The sequence below is a fragment of the Nocardioides sp. Z13_37 genome, from assembly GCF_058355585.1.
On record NZ_JBZGDV010000002.1, the window covers coordinates 228,156 to 245,538 of the forward strand.

19 protein-coding genes are annotated in these 17,383 nt (G+C 74.0%); 10 read left to right on the forward strand and 9 right to left on the reverse strand.

Features of this window, described 5'->3' with window-relative positions; genetic code table 11:
• From AC4H2S_RS06025 to AC4H2S_RS06040, 4 genes are read left to right on the forward strand one after another with little or no spacing between them, the layout of a single operon-like run.
• Positions 1–1,065, forward strand: a complete 1,065-nt coding sequence (locus AC4H2S_RS06025; protein WP_491496067.1) for a zinc-dependent alcohol dehydrogenase — start codon at positions 1–3, stop codon at positions 1,063–1,065.
• Complete coding sequence (locus AC4H2S_RS06030; RefSeq protein WP_491496068.1) at positions 1,062–2,150, forward strand: Gfo/Idh/MocA family protein; 1,089 nt, start codon at positions 1,062–1,064, stop codon at positions 2,148–2,150. The genes AC4H2S_RS06025 and AC4H2S_RS06030 overlap by 4 nt, the downstream gene beginning before the upstream one ends.
• Positions 2,147–3,511 (forward strand): glycoside hydrolase family 36 protein, encoded by a 1,365-nt coding sequence (locus AC4H2S_RS06035; protein WP_491496069.1) that lies wholly within the window; start codon positions 2,147–2,149, stop codon positions 3,509–3,511. The genes AC4H2S_RS06030 and AC4H2S_RS06035 overlap by 4 nt, the downstream gene beginning before the upstream one ends.
• Entirely contained in the window at positions 3,508–5,220 is a 1,713-nt protein-coding gene (locus AC4H2S_RS06040) for an alpha-amylase family glycosyl hydrolase (RefSeq protein WP_491496070.1), read from the forward strand. Before AC4H2S_RS06035 ends, AC4H2S_RS06040 begins: the two co-directional genes overlap by 4 nt.
• A gap of 64 nt (positions 5,221–5,284) precedes the next feature.
• Here the strand turns inward: AC4H2S_RS06040 and AC4H2S_RS06045 are convergent, their stop codons facing one another.
• A complete protein-coding gene (locus tag AC4H2S_RS06045; RefSeq protein ID WP_491496071.1) occupies positions 5,285–5,980 on the reverse strand; it encodes a hypothetical protein in 696 nt (231 codons plus the stop codon).
• Positions 5,977–6,513, reverse strand: coding sequence for a SigE family RNA polymerase sigma factor (locus AC4H2S_RS06050; protein ID WP_491496072.1), 537 nt, complete (start codon positions 6,511–6,513; stop codon positions 5,977–5,979). Before AC4H2S_RS06050 ends, AC4H2S_RS06045 begins: the two co-directional genes overlap by 4 nt.
• A gap of 321 nt (positions 6,514–6,834) precedes the next feature.
• Between AC4H2S_RS06050 and AC4H2S_RS06055 the strand changes: the two genes are divergently transcribed.
• Positions 6,835–7,749: an alpha/beta fold hydrolase gene (locus AC4H2S_RS06055; RefSeq protein ID WP_491496073.1), complete on the forward strand. Its 915-nt coding sequence runs from the start codon at positions 6,835–6,837 to the stop codon at positions 7,747–7,749.
• Between the two features lie 53 nt (positions 7,750–7,802).
• The gene (locus AC4H2S_RS06060) at positions 7,803–8,249 is read left to right on the forward strand and encodes an Rrf2 family transcriptional regulator (protein WP_491496074.1); all 447 of its coding nucleotides are present in this window, start codon (positions 7,803–7,805) and stop codon (positions 8,247–8,249) included.
• Positions 8,250–8,311: 62 nt separating this feature from the next.
• Here the strand turns inward: AC4H2S_RS06060 and AC4H2S_RS06065 are convergent, their stop codons facing one another.
• The 3 genes from AC4H2S_RS06065 to AC4H2S_RS06075 form a co-directional block, all read right to left on the reverse strand.
• On the reverse strand, positions 8,312–9,079 hold the full coding sequence (locus AC4H2S_RS06065) for an NIPSNAP family protein (protein WP_491496075.1): 768 nt from the start codon (positions 9,077–9,079) through the stop codon (positions 8,312–8,314).
• An 89-nt stretch (positions 9,080–9,168) separates the two neighbouring features.
• Complete coding sequence (locus AC4H2S_RS06070) at positions 9,169–9,753, reverse strand: GNAT family N-acetyltransferase (RefSeq protein WP_491496076.1); 585 nt, start codon at positions 9,751–9,753, stop codon at positions 9,169–9,171.
• A complete protein-coding gene (locus AC4H2S_RS06075; protein ID WP_491496077.1) occupies positions 9,750–10,166 on the reverse strand; it encodes a VOC family protein in 417 nt (138 codons plus the stop codon). The genes AC4H2S_RS06070 and AC4H2S_RS06075 overlap by 4 nt, the downstream gene beginning before the upstream one ends.
• 45 nt (positions 10,167–10,211) lie before the next feature.
• Here AC4H2S_RS06075 and AC4H2S_RS06080 point away from each other — a divergent pair, with 45 nt between their 5' ends.
• Positions 10,212–10,610, forward strand: a complete 399-nt coding sequence (locus AC4H2S_RS06080) for a YccF domain-containing protein (protein WP_491496078.1) — start codon at positions 10,212–10,214, stop codon at positions 10,608–10,610.
• Here the strand turns inward: AC4H2S_RS06080 and AC4H2S_RS06085 are convergent.
• From AC4H2S_RS06085 to AC4H2S_RS06100, 4 genes are read right to left on the reverse strand one after another with little or no spacing between them, the layout of a single operon-like run.
• Positions 10,601–11,509 carry a pseudouridine-5'-phosphate glycosidase gene (locus AC4H2S_RS06085; RefSeq protein ID WP_491496079.1) on the reverse strand — a complete coding sequence of 303 codons (909 nt, stop codon included), beginning with the start codon at positions 11,507–11,509 and terminating at the stop codon, positions 10,601–10,603. The genes AC4H2S_RS06080 and AC4H2S_RS06085 overlap by 10 nt on opposite strands.
• Positions 11,509–12,399 (reverse strand): carbohydrate kinase family protein, encoded by an 891-nt coding sequence (locus tag AC4H2S_RS06090; protein WP_491496080.1) that lies wholly within the window; start codon positions 12,397–12,399, stop codon positions 11,509–11,511. The genes AC4H2S_RS06085 and AC4H2S_RS06090 overlap by 1 nt, the downstream gene beginning before the upstream one ends.
• A 40-nt stretch (positions 12,400–12,439) precedes the next feature.
• Positions 12,440–13,657, reverse strand: coding sequence for an MFS transporter (locus AC4H2S_RS06095; protein WP_491496081.1), 1,218 nt, complete (start codon positions 13,655–13,657; stop codon positions 12,440–12,442).
• Positions 13,644–13,976 carry a DUF3054 domain-containing protein gene (locus tag AC4H2S_RS06100; RefSeq protein WP_491496082.1) on the reverse strand — a complete coding sequence of 111 codons (333 nt, stop codon included), beginning with the start codon at positions 13,974–13,976 and terminating at the stop codon, positions 13,644–13,646. The genes AC4H2S_RS06095 and AC4H2S_RS06100 overlap by 14 nt, the downstream gene beginning before the upstream one ends.
• A gap of 33 nt (positions 13,977–14,009) precedes the next feature.
• Between AC4H2S_RS06100 and AC4H2S_RS06105 the strand changes: the two genes are divergently transcribed.
• From AC4H2S_RS06105 to AC4H2S_RS06115, 3 genes are read left to right on the forward strand one after another with little or no spacing between them, the layout of a single operon-like run.
• On the forward strand, positions 14,010–15,371 hold the full coding sequence (locus tag AC4H2S_RS06105) for a cytochrome P450 (RefSeq protein ID WP_491496083.1): 1,362 nt from the start codon (positions 14,010–14,012) through the stop codon (positions 15,369–15,371).
• 29 nt (positions 15,372–15,400) lie between these two features.
• Entirely contained in the window at positions 15,401–16,501 is a 1,101-nt protein-coding gene (locus AC4H2S_RS06110; protein ID WP_491496084.1) for a family 43 glycosylhydrolase, read from the forward strand.
• 24 nt (positions 16,502–16,525) lie between these two features.
• Positions 16,526–17,332 carry an acyl-CoA thioesterase gene (locus tag AC4H2S_RS06115; RefSeq protein WP_491496085.1) on the forward strand — a complete coding sequence of 269 codons (807 nt, stop codon included), beginning with the start codon at positions 16,526–16,528 and terminating at the stop codon, positions 17,330–17,332.
• Positions 17,333–17,383 lie beyond the last annotated feature (51 nt).

Here is a 17,383-nt window from a genome sequence, read left to right on the forward strand (position 1 = left end):
GTGGCTGAGGTCGTCTCGTTCGCCGCACCCGGGGACGTCGCGCTGGTCCCCTGCGACCCGCCGCCGCTCGTGCCCGGGTCGGTGCGGGTGCGCACCTGGTACTCCGGGATATCGGCCGGCACCGAGCTCACCGCCTACCGCGGGTCCAACCCCTACCTCTCCCGCACCTGGGACGCCGGGCGCCGGCTGTTCGTCGACGGGGCGCCGACCTTCGCCTACCCGGTGGTGGGCTGGGGCTACTCCGAGGTGGGCGAGGTGGTCGAGGTGGCCGACGACGTGCCCGACGACCCGGACGCTCCCGCGGTCGGCGACGTGGTGCACGGCATCTGGGGCCACCGCAGCGAAGCCGTCGTCCCGGCCGCGGCCGTGCGCGGCCGGGTGTGGACGGGGCAGGACGCGTTGTCCGGCACGTTCGCGCGGGTCGGGGCGATCGCGCTCAACGCGGTGCTCGCCGCCGAGGTACGCCTCGGCGACCGGGTCGCGGTCTTCGGCCAGGGCGTCATCGGGTTGCTGGCGACCCGGCTCGCCGTCCTCAGCGGCGCGCAGGTGGTCGCCGTCGACGCGCTCGACCGGCGGCTCGACGCGGCGCGCGCCATGGGGGCCGAGGCCGTGGTGGCGGCGGACGCACCCGGTGGCGCCGGGGCCGTGGTTCGCGAGTGGTCCGGGGGCGGTGTCGACGCGGCGATCGAGCTCAGCGGGAGCGACCGGGCGCTGCACGAGGCGGTGCGATCGGTGGTCGTCGACGGGACCGTCGCGGCCGCGGGCTTCTACCAGGGCGGCGCCGCCCACCTGCGGCTCGGCGAGGAGTTCCACCACAACCGGGTGCGGATCGTGGCGAGCCAGATCTCGGGCGTGCCGGTGGCGCTGGGGCAGCGGTGGGACCAGCCGCGCCTGGTGCGGACGTTCATGGACCAGGTCCGGCAGGGCCGGGTGGACGCCCGGTCCCTGGTGACCGACGTGGTCGACGCCGCCGACGTGGCCGCCATCTTCGAGCGCCTCGACCGCGGCGACCCCGACATCGTCCAGGCAGTCCTCCGCTTCCCGGCCGCCCCGGACGACGCATGAGCGCGCCGACTGTGGGCGAGACCGGACCCCGCTTCCCCGCCGACCGCGGCGGCGTGGCGATCCTCGGTTGCGGCACCATCGCGCAGTCGGCCCACCTTCCTGCCTACGAGCAGCACGGCGTGGGGGTGGCCGGCGTGTGGAGCCGCAGCCCGCGCACGACGCGGACCGTGCGCGAGCGGTTCCCGTTCGTCGGTCGCGTCTACGACACCGCCGACGACCTGCTCGCCGACCCCGCGGTGCGGTTCGTCGACATCGCGACCGGCCCGGAGGGGCGGCTGGAGTGGATCGCGGCCGCGATCGCCGCCGGCAAGCACGTGCTCGCCCAGAAGCCGCTGACGCTGTCCGCCGACGACCTGCGCGCCCTGCCCGGGCTCCTGGCCGCCGCCGACGCGGCCGGGGTGCGGGTCGCGGTCAACCACAACGGGCGCTGGGCGCCGCCGTGGCGCGCGGCCACCCTGCTGCTGCGCGCGGGTGCGGTCGGCGACCTGGTCGGGGTCACCCACCTGCACGACAAGCCGCTTCCCCCGCTCGCGGGGACGCCGTTCGACGACGTGCCGCACATGCTGCTCACCGACTACCTCCTGCACTGGGTGGACATCACCCGGACCTGGCTCCACGACGGGGGCGCCGGTGAGGTGGTCTCGGTGCAGGCGGTGGACTCCCGGGTCCCCGGCCAGCCCGCCGACGCGCGCAACCCCTGGTCGGCGACGCTGTCCCTGGCCGCCGCGTCGGGAGCCACCGCCGTCGTGCGGATCGCGGGCAGCGCCGTCTCCTCCGAGCCGGGGTGCCCGTTCTGGGTGCACGGCACGACCGGCACCCTGCGGGGCAGCGTCCTGCTCGACTCCGACCGGCTCGAGCACGACGACGGCTCGGCGCGTCGACCGATCCCGTTGCAGGGTGCGTGGTTCGTCGACGGGTTCGCGGCCGCGATGGGCGAGCTGATGTGCGCCGTGGCCGAGGATCGCCAGCCGGAGAACAGTGCGGCCGACGCCGCCCGTTCCGTGGCGCTGGTGCTGGCCGCCCGCGACTCCGCCGAGCGCGGCGGCGTGCCGGTCGCGCCGGCGTACCCGGGGGTGGAGTCGTGACGCAGGTCGGCGAGGTCGTCGGCGAGGTCGCGGTAGACCCGGCTCGCGGCCGGGTCTACGCCGAGGGCTGGCAGAGCTGGAGCCCCGCGACGTGGTACCCGGTGACCGCGCGCCCCCGCCTCCCCGAGCACCAGTGGCAGCACCTGATGCGGTTCCGGCCCGGGACCCCGGTCGACCCCGACGCGCTCCAGGGGGAGGGACTGCTCGTCGTCGACCCCGGCACCGGCGCCCCGGCCCACTGCTACCGCGGCGCGGTCGGCGGCCACGACGTGCCGACCCTCCACGCTTGCCTCGAGCACGACCGGGTCGTCGTCCGCGCGACCACCGCGGACGTCACCACGACCGAGCACGACGACGGCGGCGAGGCCGCCCTGGCGGCGTACGGCGACGAGCTCGGCGCCACCCGCGGCCCCCTGCCGCGTGCGGCTCCGCCGACGGTGTGGTGCTCCTGGTACCGCTACTTCGAGGAGGTCACCGCGGACGACGTTCGCGACAACCTCCACGCGATCGGGGTCCACGACCTGCCGGTCGACGTGGTGCAGGTCGACGACGGGTGGAGCGCCGGACTGGGGGAGGGCCTGCTCCCGTCCGAGCGGTTCGGGTCGCTGGACGGGCTCGTCGAGGAGATCCGCGCGACCGGGCGCCGCGCCGGCCTCTGGGCGGCCCCCTTCCTGGTAGGGGCCGAGACCACGCTCGCCCGCGAGCACCCCGACTGGCTGGTGGGCCCGGCCGGACGCAACTGGGGCCAGGAGCTGGCCGGGCTCGACCTCACCCACCCCGGCGTGCAGGAGCTGCTGGTCGACGCGCTCGGGCGACTGACCGCCATCGGGATCGACTACCTCAAGCTCGACTTCCTCTACGGCGGGGCGGTGCCCGGACGACGCCACGACGACGTCGACGGCGTCACGGCCTACCGCCGGGGACTGGAGCTGGTGCGGAACGCGGTCGGACCCCACGTCCACCTGGTGGGCTGCGGCGCACCCCTGCTGCCGAGCGTCGGCCTCGTCGATGCCATGCGGGTCTCCCCGGACACCTTCCACGAGGGCGGGGAGGACGGCTCGACCGGCCTGCGTGGACTCATGCCGCTGGCCGCGCGGGCGTGGCAGCACGGTCGGCTGTGGGTCAACGACCCCGACTGCGTGGTCGCGCGACCGACGTACGCGCACCGCGAGCGCTGGGCGGCGCTCGCCGGCGACTACGGCGGCCTCCGCTCGTTCTCCGACCGGGTCGACGAGCTCGACGACCGGGGCCTGGCGATCGTGCGGCGGCTGCTGGCCGGCACCGACGACGCGGGCGCACCGTTCCCGCTCGAGCGGATCCGGTCCGGCGCCGAGGTGGCACAGGGCGAGGTGACGGGGTGACCACCGACGGGCTGGCGGCCAGGATCTCGCCCCACCTGGCGCTGCTCTACCCCGGTCGGTCCGACGAGGTGGGTGCGCGCATGGTGGCCCTGGCGCAGCGGTACGCCGAGCTCCTGGCCGGGCGCGAGATCGCGCCGCTGACCCACGCGACGACCTACCTGATCACCTACGGCGACGGGATCCGCAGGCGCGGGGAGGCGCCGCTGCACACGCTCGCGCGCTTCCTGCACGACGTGGTCGGCGACGTGGTCAGCGACGTCCACCTGCTGCCGATCTTCCCGTGGACCTCCGACGACGGCTTCGCGGTGGTCGACCACCGCGAGGTCAACCCGGCGCTGGGCGACTGGCAGGACGTCACCGACCTGGCCGCCGAGCACGGGCTGATGCTCGACTTCGTCGCCAACCACACCTCCAGCCGCAGCCCGTGGTTCCTCGGCTGGCTGGCCGGCGACCCGGAGCGTCGCGGGTTCTACCTCGAGGAGGATCCCGACTTCGACACCTCCCGGGTGACGCGACCGCGGACGACGCCCCTGTTCCACGCCTTCGCGCGGCCCGACGGCACCGAGGTCCGGGCCTGGACCACGTTCGGTGACGACCAGGTCGACGTCGACGTCCGGGAGCCGCGCGCGCTGGAGGAGCTGACGGACGTGCTGCTCGGCTACCTCGCGCGCGGCTCCTCCGCCGTACGCCTCGACGCGATCGGCTTCCTCTGGAAGGAGTCCGGCACCACCTGCATCCACCTCCCGCAGACGCACGCGGTGATCAAGCTGTGGCGGGCGCTGGTCGACCACGTCGCCCCCGGGGCGCGGCTGCTGACCGAGACCAACGTGCCGCACGCAGAGAACGTCTCCTACTTCGGCGACGGGCACGACGAGGCCCACCTCGTCTACCAGTTCGCGCTCCCGCCGCTGGTGCTGCACTCGTTCGTGGCGGGCTCCACGTCCCGGCTCAGCGACTGGGCCGCCGGGATCGGACCGGTCAGCGACACGGCGACCTGGTTCAACTTCCTGGCCAGCCACGACGGGATCGGGATGCGCGCCACCGAGGGGATCCTCGACCAGGCCGAGCGCAGGGCGCTGGTCGACCGGACCCACGCCCACGGCGGTCGCGTCTCGTGGGTCGAGAAGCCCGACGGATCGCGGAGCGTCTACGAGCTCAACCTCAGCTACCTCGACGCGCTCTGCACCGTCGAGGAGGCGCGCGACCCGGCCGTGCTCGCCGGGAAGTCGCTGGCCGCGCACAGCATCCTCCTCGCGTTCCTCGGCGTCCCGGCGATCTACCTCCACTCGCTCGTCGGCTCCCCGCCCGACCTCGAAGGGATGGTCACCAGCCGCATCAACCGGCGGATCAACCGGGCAGTGCTCGATGCCGACCGGCTGCAGGTGGAGCTCGCCGACGACCCCCGCCGGCACGCGGTGTTCACCGGCCTCCGGCGCCTCCTCGACGTACGCCGCAGGGAGCCCGCCTTCTCGCCGTTCGGCACCCAGCACGTCGAGCGCCTCGACGACCGCGTCCTCGCGGTCCGCCGGGGGAGGGGCACCCCCGACGAGCTCCTCTGCGTCACCAACGTCAGCGCCGACGTCGTGCGCCTCGCCGACGTCGTCGGCACCGACGTGCTCACCGGCCGCCGGGTCGAGCCGCTGGAGCTGGGCCCGTGGGGGTACGCATGGGTGCGGCCGGACCGCTCGCCAGCGAGAACGACAAGATGAGCTCCGCGAGCAGCGTCAGCACAGGTCCGGCCCTTTGGCCGGGTATGGCGTTCGGGGGCGATCCCTACTCGACCGGCTCGACCACGTGGTAGAGCTTGCCGTCCCGCTCGACGGTCCTGCTGGTGAGCTTCTGCCGGGTCGGCTCCTCGCGGCGCGCGTCGGGGGTGACACTGACTCCCTCGGCGAACTCCACCAGCTGATCGGTCGTGAGGCCGACCGAGTCCCACATCTGCACGACGATCTCGTGCGTGCCGTCGTGGAACTCGAGGGTGAGAGCCTCTCCGGAGTCCCGCACCGCCCCGGGGTGACCGTTCACGGCGACGGGATCGCCCGTGAGCTCACCAGGCGCCTTGAGCCCTGACTCCAGCATCACGACGAGCTTGTCCACGAAGCCGTCGGGGTGGGTGGTGTCCTGCTCGCGCGCGATGGTGAAGCTGTGGGGACCGGAGCCCTGTGCCACGAATCCGTCGGGGATCTGCGCGACATCGAAGCCCGGCGGCTGCTCGCCGTCGTAGGCCACGAGCTCGACGCCCGAGTCCGGCTCAGGTGAGGGCGCTCGGTCCCCCTGGCCGATTGCCAGCACGGTCGCCAGGCTCGCGCCCATGGCCACCGTGAGACCGATCCCCGCCATGGCCGCCCTCGTGCGTCGCTGGTGGGCCAAGGCCCCGTGAGCGCGGGCGAGGTCAGCCGCGACGGTCTGTTCGGCGGGGGCGGTGGGTGCTTGGTTGAGGCGCGAGAGGCGCTCGATGAGGTCGCTCATGACCTGGCTCCTGATTCGGTGGATGACGGTGTCGTCGAGGTGGGTGGGGTGACGCTCAATCGAGCGCGAAGCTTGTCCAGTCCGCGCGCGGTCTGGCTCTTGACGGTGCCGGGATCGCAGTCGAGGATCTCGGCGACCTCGGCCACGGACAGGTCCTGCACGTGTCGCAGGACGACGGCTGCGCGCATCCGCGGTGACAGGTCTGCGAGCGCGGCGACGAGGCCGGGGTCCAGGTCGGCCGGGTCAGGGGGCGCCTGGAGGTCCGGCGGCTCCTCGGTGAGCCGCTCTCGACGCATCGCCGGCTTGCGCTGGTGGTCGATGAAGCAGTTGACCACCGCGCGGCGGGCGTAGGCGGCCGGATTGGTCTGCACCTTGCTCCACCGGAGGTAGACGTTCAGCAGCGCGGTCTGCACCAGGTCCTCGGCCTGATGGACGTCCCCGGCCGTCAGGAGCCGGGCCGTGGCGACGAGGTGACCACGCCGCGCTCGCACGAACTCAGCGAAGAGGTCGTCCTCGGGGACTCTTCTCAGCACTCTCACAATGCGTTGACGAGCAGGAACCGTCGGGTGGTTGCATGGGTGTCGAGTCTCGTCGAGCCGGACCGTGCTGCCGTGGCCGGCGACGGCGACCGCGGGTCAGCGCGTCGACATGCTCCAGGGGTACGCCCGGGCTCACGCCGGAGGCTGGGGCGGTGGCACCGGCCGCCTCGATGTCGGGCATCACGAGCCTCTTCCACGCCGGGCCGCCCCTGCAGTGGCTCGAGGACTGGCCGCTCGCGACGAAGCCCGCCGGGGCCGTGCTTCGGGCCCGGTCTACGGTGAGGTGACCGACCCCTTCGTCCGAGGATGTCCACCATGGCGCGCATGGCACCGCAGCGGGTCGTGCTCCACGGCCACGAGCTGTCGTACGTCGACAGCGGCACCGGCCCGGCGGTGCTCTTCATCCACGGGATCCTGGGCTCCCAGCGCCAGTGGTCGCACCTCGTCGACGAGGTCGACGACGACCACCGGGTCCTCGTCCCCGACCTCTTCGGACACGGCGACTCGGCCAAGCCGACGGGCGACTACTCGCTCAGCTCGCACGCCGCCACCCTGCGCGACCTGCTCGACCACCTCGGCATCGAGCGGGTCACGCTGGTCGGGCACTCGCTCGGCGGTGGGATCGCGATGCAGTTCCACTACCTGTTCCCCGAGCGGGTGGACCGCCTGGTCCTCGTGGCGAGCGGCGGCCTCGGGCGCGAGGTCAACCTCGTGCTGCGCTCGGCCACGCTCCCCGGCGCCGCGCAGGTGCTCGGGGTGATCGCCTCCGGGCCCGTCCTGGAGCGCGTCGAGGCGCTGGGTCGCGGTGCTCGCAAGGTCGGCTGGAAGCCTGGAGCCGACATCGGCGCGATCTGGCGCGGCTTCACCTCGCTCGGCGACCGCGAGAGCCGCCGGTCCTTCCTCGCGACCACCCGGGCCGTCATCGACATCGGCGGCCAGAGCATCAGCGCCCACGACCACCTGGGTGCCGTGACACCGCCGCCGACCCTGGTCGTGTGGGGCTCGCGGGACCGGATGATCCCCGCCTGGCACGCGCTGAGCGCCCAGCGCGCACTGCCGGACTGCCGCGTCGAGCTCTTCGAGGGCGCCGGCCACTTCCCGCACCTCGACGATCCCGACCGGTTCGCGCGGGTGTTGCGCGACTTCATGGCAGACGGCGACGGCGACGGCGTGGCGGGGGACCGGGGAGAGCCCGCCAGCGAGCCGACGACCACCCGACCTGGTCCGTAACTGACGTTGTTACATAAGGTGGTGCCAGTGAGAACGCCATCCCGGGAGGGCACGTGAGCAGCAACAGCCGACTCACCACTGCGATCCACGCGCTGTGCTGGCTCGAGCTGTCTGCGCGACGCGGCACCCCGACGCTGACGTCCGCGCAGGTGGCCGACAGCCTGCAGTCGCACCCGGTCCTCATCAGGCGCACACTCGCCCCGCTGCGGGACGCAGGCCTCCTGAGGGTGGTGGGGCGCGGACCCGGGGCCGGCTGGCAGCTGGCCAGACCGGCTGCCGAGATCACGCTGCGCGAGGTGCACCGGATGCTGGGCGAGGACACGCTCTTCGCCCTGCACCCCCACCCACCCAAGCCGGACTGCCCCGTCGGGCACGGCATTCCTGACGTGCTCGACCGCGTCTACCGAGACGCCGAGGAGGCGGTCGCGCAGGTGCTGCAGGGGCTCACGGTCGCCGATGTGCTCGACCGGATCCTGCAGGAGCGGCCCCTCCCGGCGTGATCCTCATCCGGACCGGGCGAGACGACGCTCGCGCTTCGGCCTGCGCTCCGCTGCAGGCGCGGTCAGGACCGCGTCGCCTCGCGGGGTGACGGGGCCGGGTGCTGCGAGCGTGCCGTCGGCCGCAGCCGTAGACACTGCCTCGTCGAGAGCCGGCGCTCCAGCGCCGGGGAGACGTCGTTGCGCCACCTGGCGCTCTCGTCGAGCCGCTGCCTCGCGTCGTGATAGGCGGCCTGGTCGGCGAACACGGCGCTCCACACGAACACGTTGTCGGTGCGCACCGGGAGCGCCGGGAAGTCGTTGTCCGCCGGCTCGGACCGGAACGTGGCAACGGGCACCTGCAAGCGTTCCTCCAGCTCGGTGTGGACGTCCGTGGCCAGCCACCGGGCGAAGTCGGGGTCGGGGTCGTGCCCGTAGACCGACACGGTCACCCACTCGTCGGGCGGCGGTGAACCCAGGGGTGCGGCGCGGGTCGCACCGGGTCCACGCAACGGGTGCGCTGGTGACGTCGGCCGAAGGAGCAGGACGTCGTCGCTGTCGAGCATGGTGTCGTTCGCCGCGGTGCGGAAGCGGGTCCAGGTCGGCCCGTGGTAGAAGTCCTGCAACGCTTGACGGCGCGTCGCCATGTCGGTGAAGCCGCGGAACCAGACGAAGCGCTCGGGGTCGTCGCGGTCGAGGAAGACTCCGCCCACGCGCATGCCGGCAGCCTCCTGGGGCTCGACGAGCTCTCGCTCGAAGAGCTCGACCAGGTCGCCACGAGCTCCCGGCTTGAGGGTGTACTGGCGGAGCTCGACGACGGCGGCGGTCGACATGCTGGACGGTGGCTGAGTCATGTGTCCTCCCTAGGTCGTAACTAAGTTGATTACACATTGGGCGCAGCCACCGCGCAAGGCCTGCCCGGGGTACGTCGAGCCGCGCGCCCTCAGACGAGCGGGCGGGCCCTCCACTCGTCCTCCAGCAGCGCGAACACCAGCTGGGTCGCCCACTCGCCCTTGAAGTGCACACCGTCGACGAACCTGGCCTCCTGTCGGAAGCCGAGGCGCCCGAGCAGGCGGGCTGAGTCGGCGTTGCCGTCGATCACGACCGCGGTGATGCGGTGGAAGCCGAGGTCGTCGAAGCCCAGGCGCAGCATCGACGTGGCGGCCTCGGCGGCGTAGCCCCGGCCCTGGTGGTCGCGGCGGAGCGCGAAGCCGACCTCGCCCTGGCGGTCCGAGGCCCACTTGAGCAGCACCTCGCCGATCACGGTCCCGGTCTTGCGCAGCTCGACGGCGAGCACGAGCCACTGACCGTGGGCGACGAGCTCGGTCTGGGTGAGCTTGACCCGCAGGGTCTCCTCGGTGGCGGCCCGGTCGCGCACCGGCCACGGCACGTGGCGCACGACGTCGGGGTCGGAGTGGAAGGCGACGAGGTCGTCGAGGTCGTCCATCCGGTGCGGGCGCAGCAGCAGCCGCTCGGTCTCGATGGGCAACCGCACCGACAGCCCGGCCTGCGCGACGGGCGCGGTCACAGCGTGAAGTGGCCGGGCGCGAGGCTGCGCAGCACGCAGAACTCGTTCCCCTCGGGGTCGGCCAGCACCGTCCACGATTCCTCGCCCGTCTGCCCGATGTCGGCGTGGGTGGCGCCGAGGGCGAGGATGCGCTCGACCTCCTCCTGCTGCGAGACGTCCACCGGCGAGACGTCGAAGTGCGAGCGGTTCTTGACCACCTTGTCCTCATCCACCTGCGCCAGGAAGATCGTCGGGCAGACCGGTCCGGAGCGCACGGCGTCGAGCAGCGCCTGGTCCTCGACCCGCGCGGGGCCGATCTCGACGAGGCCCGGCTCGCGGTGCAGGACGTCCCAGCCGAGCACGCCGCACCAGAAGTCGGCGAGCCGGTCGGGGTCGTGGCAGTCGAGGGAGATCTCGGTCAGTCGGGAGGCCATGCAGCGATTGAAACACCTCACAGCCGCCCGTGCTTTGATGATGGGGTGCGCCTCGTGCTCAACGTGATCTGGCTGGTGTTCGGCGGCTTCTGGCTGTTCGTCGGCTACGTGGTCGCGGGCGTGTTGCTCTGCATCCCGATCATCACGATCCCGTGGGCGATCGCGTCGTTCCGCATCGCCGGCTACGCGCTGTGGCCGTTCGGCCGCACCGTCGTCACGAAGCCGTCGGCGGGCGTCGGGTCGTTCCTGGGCAACGTGATCTGGTTCGTGCTGGCCGGCTGGTGGCTCGCCATCGCCCACATCGTGTCGGCGGTCGCGCTCGCGGTGACGATCGTCGGCATCCCGCTCGCGCTGGCCGACCTCAAGATGGTCCCGATCTCGCTGGCGCCGCTCGGCAAGGACATCGTGCCCACGCAGCGCGGCGAGTTCGACGCCTACGCCTGACGGGCGGCGTACGCCGTCGCGATCGCCGCGCCCAGGCGCGCGTTGTGCTCGACGAGGGCGATGTTGGCCGTCAGCGACGCCCCGCCGCTGATCTCGACGATGCGTCCCAGCAGGTAGGGGGTGGCGTCCTTGCCGGTGATGCCGAGGGAGTCCATGTCGGCCAGCGCGCGGTCGATGGTCGCGCCGATCTCCTCGGCCGGGATCTCCGACTCGGCCGGGATCGGGTTGGCGACGACGACCCCGCCGGCCAGGCCGAGGTCCCACTTGGCCCGCATGAGGTCGGCGACAGCAGCCGGCGAGTCGACCCGCATCGGCGCGCCGAACCCCGACGAGCGCGAGAAGAACGACGGGAACTCATCCGTGCCGTAGCCCACCACCGGCACGCCGAGGGTCTCCAGCTTCTCCAGGGTGAGCCCGATGTCGAGGATGCTCTTCACCCCGGCGCAGACGACGGCGACCGAGGTCGTCGACAGCTCGGTCAGGTCGGCCGACACGTCGTACGACGTCTCGGCGCCGCGGTGCACGCCGCCGAGGCCGCCGGTCACGAACACGCTGATGCCGGCCAGGGCCGCGAGCCGCATCGTGGAGGCGACGGTCGTCGCGCCGTGCAGCCCGCGCGACACGACGTAGGGCAGGTCGCGCAGCGAGACCTTGACGACCGACTCGTCGGAGGCGAGCAGCTCGAGGTCGTCGGCGGACAGGCCGATGGTCGGCCTGCCGTGCAGCACCGCGATCGTCGCCGGCACGGCGCCGCCCTCGCGGACGATGGCCTCGACGGTCCGCGCCATCGCGACGTTCTGCGGGTAGGGCATGCCGTGGCTGATGATCGTGCTCTCCAGCGCGACGACCGGCCGCCCGGACGCGAGCGCGTCGCGGACCTCGTCGGTGACGGTCAGCATCAGGGTTCCTCCCTCAGGGCGTCGGCCAGGTCCGGCCGGACGGTGTACGGGCTCTCGATGGTGGCGGCGGCAGCGCGGTGGCCGAGCCGGGCGGCGGTCACGGGGTCGGCGCCGCCCAGCCACGCCGCCACCCACGCGGCGAGCATCGCGTCGCCCGCGCCGGTCACGTCGACCACGGTCGCCGGCGCGGCCGCGAGGTGGACCGGCTCGGCGCCCCGGCTGCACATCCACGATCCCGCCGACCCCTGCCGCAGCCACACGTGCTCGACACCGCGCTCGTGCAGGTCGGCGACGGACGCGCGCCAGTCGACAGCCGGGCGACCGGTCAGGGCGGCGACCTCGTCGGAGTTGGGCGTGACGAGGAACAGGTCGCGCACCAGGCCGGCGAGCCGCGCGGCCTTGGCCACCGAGACGGGCTCGAACGCGAGGGGCACGCCGGCGGCCGCCGCCGCGGCCGCGACCCGGGCCGCCTGGGCGTGGGCGAGGTTGCCGTCGAGGACGACGAGCGCGGCGTCGGTGAGGTGGACCGTCTCGAGCACCAGCTCGTCGACGATCGCCATGTCGGACACCGCGGCCACGAGCTCGCCGCGGTCGTCGAGCACGGCGGTGTAGGTGCCGGTCGCGCCCGGCACGCGGCGTACGGCGCCCACGTCGGCACCGCAGGCGGCGGTCACCCGCAGCGCCTCGTCGCCGAACGCGTCGTCGCCGACCGCCGACACCAGCCGCACCGGAGCGCCGAGCAGGCCCAGGCAGGCGGCGATGTTGCGGCCGACCCCACCGGGGGTGATCCGGGTCTGGCCGGGGTTGCTGGTCGAGGCGACGAGCGGCGCTGACGTGCGCGCGACGACGTCCATGTTGGTCCCGCCGACGACCACCACCCACTGGTTCACGGGGCGCATCCTGACATGCCCGCACCTGCCCGCGCTGGGCTCAGAGCTCGTCGTCGACGTACGTCGGTCGCGCGACGCGCACACCGGCCAGTGTCAGCGGCACGGCGGTGAGCGCCAGCAGCACCAGCACGAGCGTCCAGTCGCCCGTCGCGTCGTGGACCAGGCCGACCAGGAACGGGCCGACGGCGGCGAGCGCGTAGCCCACGGGCTGGACGAAGCCGGAGAGCTGGGCCGTCACCGACGGGTGCCGCGTGCGCGCGGTGATCAGCGCGATCGAGGTGGGGAACGCCAGCCCGGCGTAGCCGAGCATCAGGGCCCACAGCCAGGGGGTCGTGGCCGGTGCGAGGAGCAGCCCGGTGTAGCCGCCGGCGAGGAGCACGCCGAAGGACACCGCCAGCGCGCGGAGCCCCCGGCCGCGCTCGATCACAGTGGGGAGCACCAGCGCGCCGGCGATGCCGACGCTCGACAGCAGGGCCTGCAGCGCACCGGCGTGCGAGGCGGAGATGCCCGCGTCGCGGTAGATCTGCGGCACCCAGCCGAACTGCACGTAGGCGTGCATCGACTGCACGCCGAAGAGGACGGTGAGGGCGACCGCCGTGGGGGAGTGGATCATCCGGCCGTCCGGCGGGGCGTCGCCGCTGACCCGGTGCTCGGCGGGGGAGCGCCGCTCGTGGAGGGCGAGCCAGGCCCACAGCGGCAGCGCGACCACGGCCAGGACGCCCCACGTGCCGAGGCCCGCTCGCCACGAGCCGGCGGCCTCGGTGATGGGCGCCGTCACGAGCGTGGCCAGCGTGGCGCCGACCACGAGTCCGGTGCCGTAGACCGTCATCAGCGCGACGGTGTGCCCGCGGGCCTTGATCCAGGCCGGCACGAGCACGTTGCCGACGGCCATCCCGGCCAGGCCCACGACTGTGAGCAGCAGGAAGAGCGGGGCGTCGTCCACGGTGACGCGCAGGAGGAGGCCGGCGGCGGCCGCCGCGAGGCCGATCGCGATGCCCGCGCTCATCCCGACCTTGCGAGCGACCGCGACCGCGAGGGCGCCGGCGAGGCCGAAGACCAGCCCGGGCAGCCCGGTCAGGGCCCCCGCCACCGCGGCGCCCATGCCGAGCCCGACGCGTACCTCCTCCAGGACCGGCCCGACCGAGGAGGCACCCGGCCTCAGGTTGACCGAGACGAGGACGACGGCGGCGACGAGCACGCCGAGCCCGAGCCCGGAGGCGCGCTGGGCACCGCGGCCGCGGGCGTCAGCGCGCGGCACGGGCACCGAGCCTCGGCAGCACCAGGAGGGCGCCGAGGACGAGGGTCGCCACCACGACGAAGGGCAGCGCGGTGCCCTGGCCGCTGACCTGCCGGAGCGCCATGCCCCCGGCCAGCGCGCCCAGCCACACGATGACGCCGGACGAGATCGCGGACGGCGGCCTCCGGGTGGCGGCCAGCGCGGCCCAGGCGAGGAGGGTGCCGACGAGGAACGGCCAGGCCGTGGTCCACCAGCCGCCCACGCTGAGCGTGTCGTAGTGGCTGAGCCGCCCGATGACCGCGAAGACGCCGACGAGGACGAGGTCGATCACGAGCCACATGCCCGTCAGCCTAGGCAGCACTACCCTCGGGACATGTCCTCGCCCGCATCCCGGCCCCTCCGTGGGACGCCGGTGGTCCGCGACGTCGGGCGCGGCGTCGGACGAGAGCTGCGCTCGGGCGTCCACTGGGGCATGGCCCACGGGCTGCCCACCCTCGTGCTGCGCCGTGCGGCCGGGCGCGGTGACCTCCAGGCCCGGCTGGTCCGGGTCGGCGCGAGCGGCACCGACGAGGTCTTCGACCTCGTCGAGGAGATCCGGTCGCACGGACCGCTCTACCGCTCCCGGCTCGGCCACGTCACCACCGACCACGCGGCGGTGCGCCACGTGCTGACCAGCGACGACTTCCGTACGGGCCTGCCGACCGCGCAGGGAGCGCTCGGCCGGGTCACGCGCTGGGCCGCGCCCGGCTCGCTCCACCCGGTCGAGCCGCCGTCGCTGCTGGTGACCGAGCCGCCCGACCACACCCGCTACCGCAAGCTCGTCACCCGCGTCTTCACCATGCGGGCCGTCGAGCGGCTGCGGGCGCGCACCGAGGAGATCGCCGCCGACCTGCTCGACTCCCTGGCGCCGCGCGCGGCCGGTCCGGTCGACCTCGTCGAGACCTACTGCGCGGTCCTGCCGGTCACCGTCATCGCCGAGATCCTCGGGGTGCCCGAGCGCGACCGGGGCCAGGTGCTCGCCTTCGGCTCGGCCGCCGCGCCGAGCCTCGACCTCGGCCTGGGCTTCTGGCGCTACCGCTCGGTCAGCCGGGCTCTGGCCCGGTTCGACGACTGGCTCGGCCAGCACCTCCAGTCGCTGCGCCGCGACCCGGGCGACGACCTGCTCAGCCAGCTCGTCGCGGTGCGCGAGGACGGCCGCGGCCTCGACGAGACCGAGCTCAAGGCCACGGCTGGTCTGGTGCTGGCAGCCGGCTTCGAGACCACGGTCAACCTGCTGGGCAACGGCATCGCGCTGCTGCACGCCCACCCCGACCAGCGGGCCGCCCTGGCCGCCGACCCGTCCCTGTGGCCCAACGCGGTCGAGGAGGCGCTGCGCCTGGACCCGCCCGTGCTGCTGACCGGCCGGATGGCAGTGCGCGACACCGAGGTCGGCGGCGCGCCGGTGCGCGGTGGTGCGATGGTCACCGCGATCCTGGGCGGCGCCAACCGCGACCCGGCCGTCTTCGCCGATCCGCTGCGCTTCGACGTCGCTCGCGCCAACGCACGCGATCACATCTCCTTCTCGGCCGGTCGGCACCACTGCCTCGGCGCGCAGCTCGCGCGGATGGAGGGCGAGGTCGGCCTGCGAGCCATCTGGGAGCGGTTCCCCGACCTGCGGCTCGAGCCCGGCGCCGGTCGCCGGGAGACCCGCATCCTGCGCGGCTTCGAGCGGCTCCCGGCCACGTTGCGCCCCTGACCAGGCCGTCGGCGGGATAGGTTCCCCCGGTGCCGAACCGAGGAGCAGCCCGCCTGCTCGTGCTGCTGCTCGCCGCGACCGTGCTGTCCGTCGCCGGCCCGGTGGCGTCCGGTCCGGCCACCGCCACCGCCGCCTCCGCTTCCGCTTCCGCTTCCGCTTCCGAGGAGTGGGTGCCGCGTCCGGTGCTCAACCTCGACTTCCCCGACCCCGCGGTGGTCACCACCCCCGGCGGGCTGGTCGCCTACGCCACCGGTGACCTCGTGCCGCACGCGTGGTCGCGGCAGCCCGACGGACCATGGCGGCGCGGGCCCAGCCTGCTGACGCACAAGCCGTCGTGGTCGCGCGCCGGCGGCGTGTGGGCGGTCGACGTGGCGAAGGTGCGCGGGAGGTGGCTGCTCTACTACGCGACGCCGGTGAAGGGAATGGGCGAGCACGGCCGCTGCATCGGCGTGGCCCGGTCCCGGTCGGCCCGCGGGCCGTTCCGCCCCGTCGGCAGCGCGCCGCTCGTGTGCCCGTCGTACGCCGGGACGCCGCTCGCCCAGGACCCGCTCCTGCCGCGCGACCCGACCCTGCCGCGGGCCGGGGTGATCGACCCGTCGTGGTTCCGCGACGTCGACGGAACGTCGTACCTGCTCTACAAGACGGACCGGATCCCCTCCACCGTCCGCATCGTCGCGCTCACCCGCGATGGGCAGTCGGTCCGGAGCGGAGCGACGAGCCGCGAGCTGCTGCGCTCCGAGGGGGTCCTGGAGAACCCCGTCCTCACGCTTCGGCCCGAGGGCTACGTGCTGCTCGCCTCCGAGGGCGACTGGACGCGCTGCGGCTACCGGACGACCTGGCGGCGCTCGCCCGCGCTGCTGGACTGGTCGGCCGCCACGGGCGGGGTGTTCCTGGACACCACGACCACCGGCCTCTGCGGTCCGGGTGGCGCGGACCTCGTCGAGGGCCGCGGCGGCAGCCTCATCGCGTTCCTGCACGGCTGGACGTGCCGGGGCACCGCGCTCCCGTGCGTCGGGAGGGGCAAGTGGGACCACAAGCCCGGCCAGCGCGGCCGGCGGGCGCTGTACGCCGCCCGGCTGGGCTGGGCCGACGGTGTGCCGCAGGTCACCTCCTGGCTCCGCGCCCGCTGACCGAGCCCGCCCTAGGCTCCGGGGATGGCCTCCGAGTGGGACACGCACACCGCCCTGACCGCGGCCGGCGACGGCCTGTTCGGCGCCGAGCTCGACCCGGGCTGGCTCGTCGGGGGAGGGGTCAACGGCGGCTACCTCCTCGGGGTGGTGGGCCGCGCCATCGCCGAGACGGTGCCCGCCAAGCCGCACCCGCTGGCGGTGAGCGCCTACTACCTGTCCGCCTCGCGGCCCGGCCCCGCGCAGGTGTCGACCCGCGTGCTCCGCGAGGGCGGCTCTGTCGCGACGGTGGCCGCCGAGCTCGGCCAGGAGGGCACCACCCGCATCTCGGTGCTGGCCACCTACGGCGACCTGCGCGCGATGCCCGACGACGTGGACACCACGGCCGAGGAGCCGGTGCTCCCGCCGCGGGAGGAGTGCGTCGCGGCCTCGCTCGCCCCCGAGGACGTACGGCGCATGGCGCCCGTCATGGAGCGCTTCGACATGCGCTTCGACCCGGCCTGCATCGGCTGGGCGATGGGCGAGCCCAGCGGCAACGGGCACATCCAAGCGTGGTTCACGATGGCCGACGGCCACGACGTCGATCCGGTCGGCCTGCTGATGGTGTGCGACGCCCTGCCGCCGGTCACCTTCGACCTCGGCCGCCCCGGCTGGGCCCCGACGCTCGAGCTCAGCGTGCACGTCCGGGGCATCCCGGCGCCCGGCTGGCTGAAGGTCTCCCACCGCACCCGCAACGTGGCAGGCGGGATGTTCGAGGAGGACTGCGAGGTCTGGGACTCCGCCGGCCGGCTCGTCGCCCAGAGCCGCCAGCTGGCCCTGCAGCCGCGCCGCTGACCTGCACTGGCCGCTGAGTCGCCCAGCGACTCACCGTGCCCCCGCCCCCCG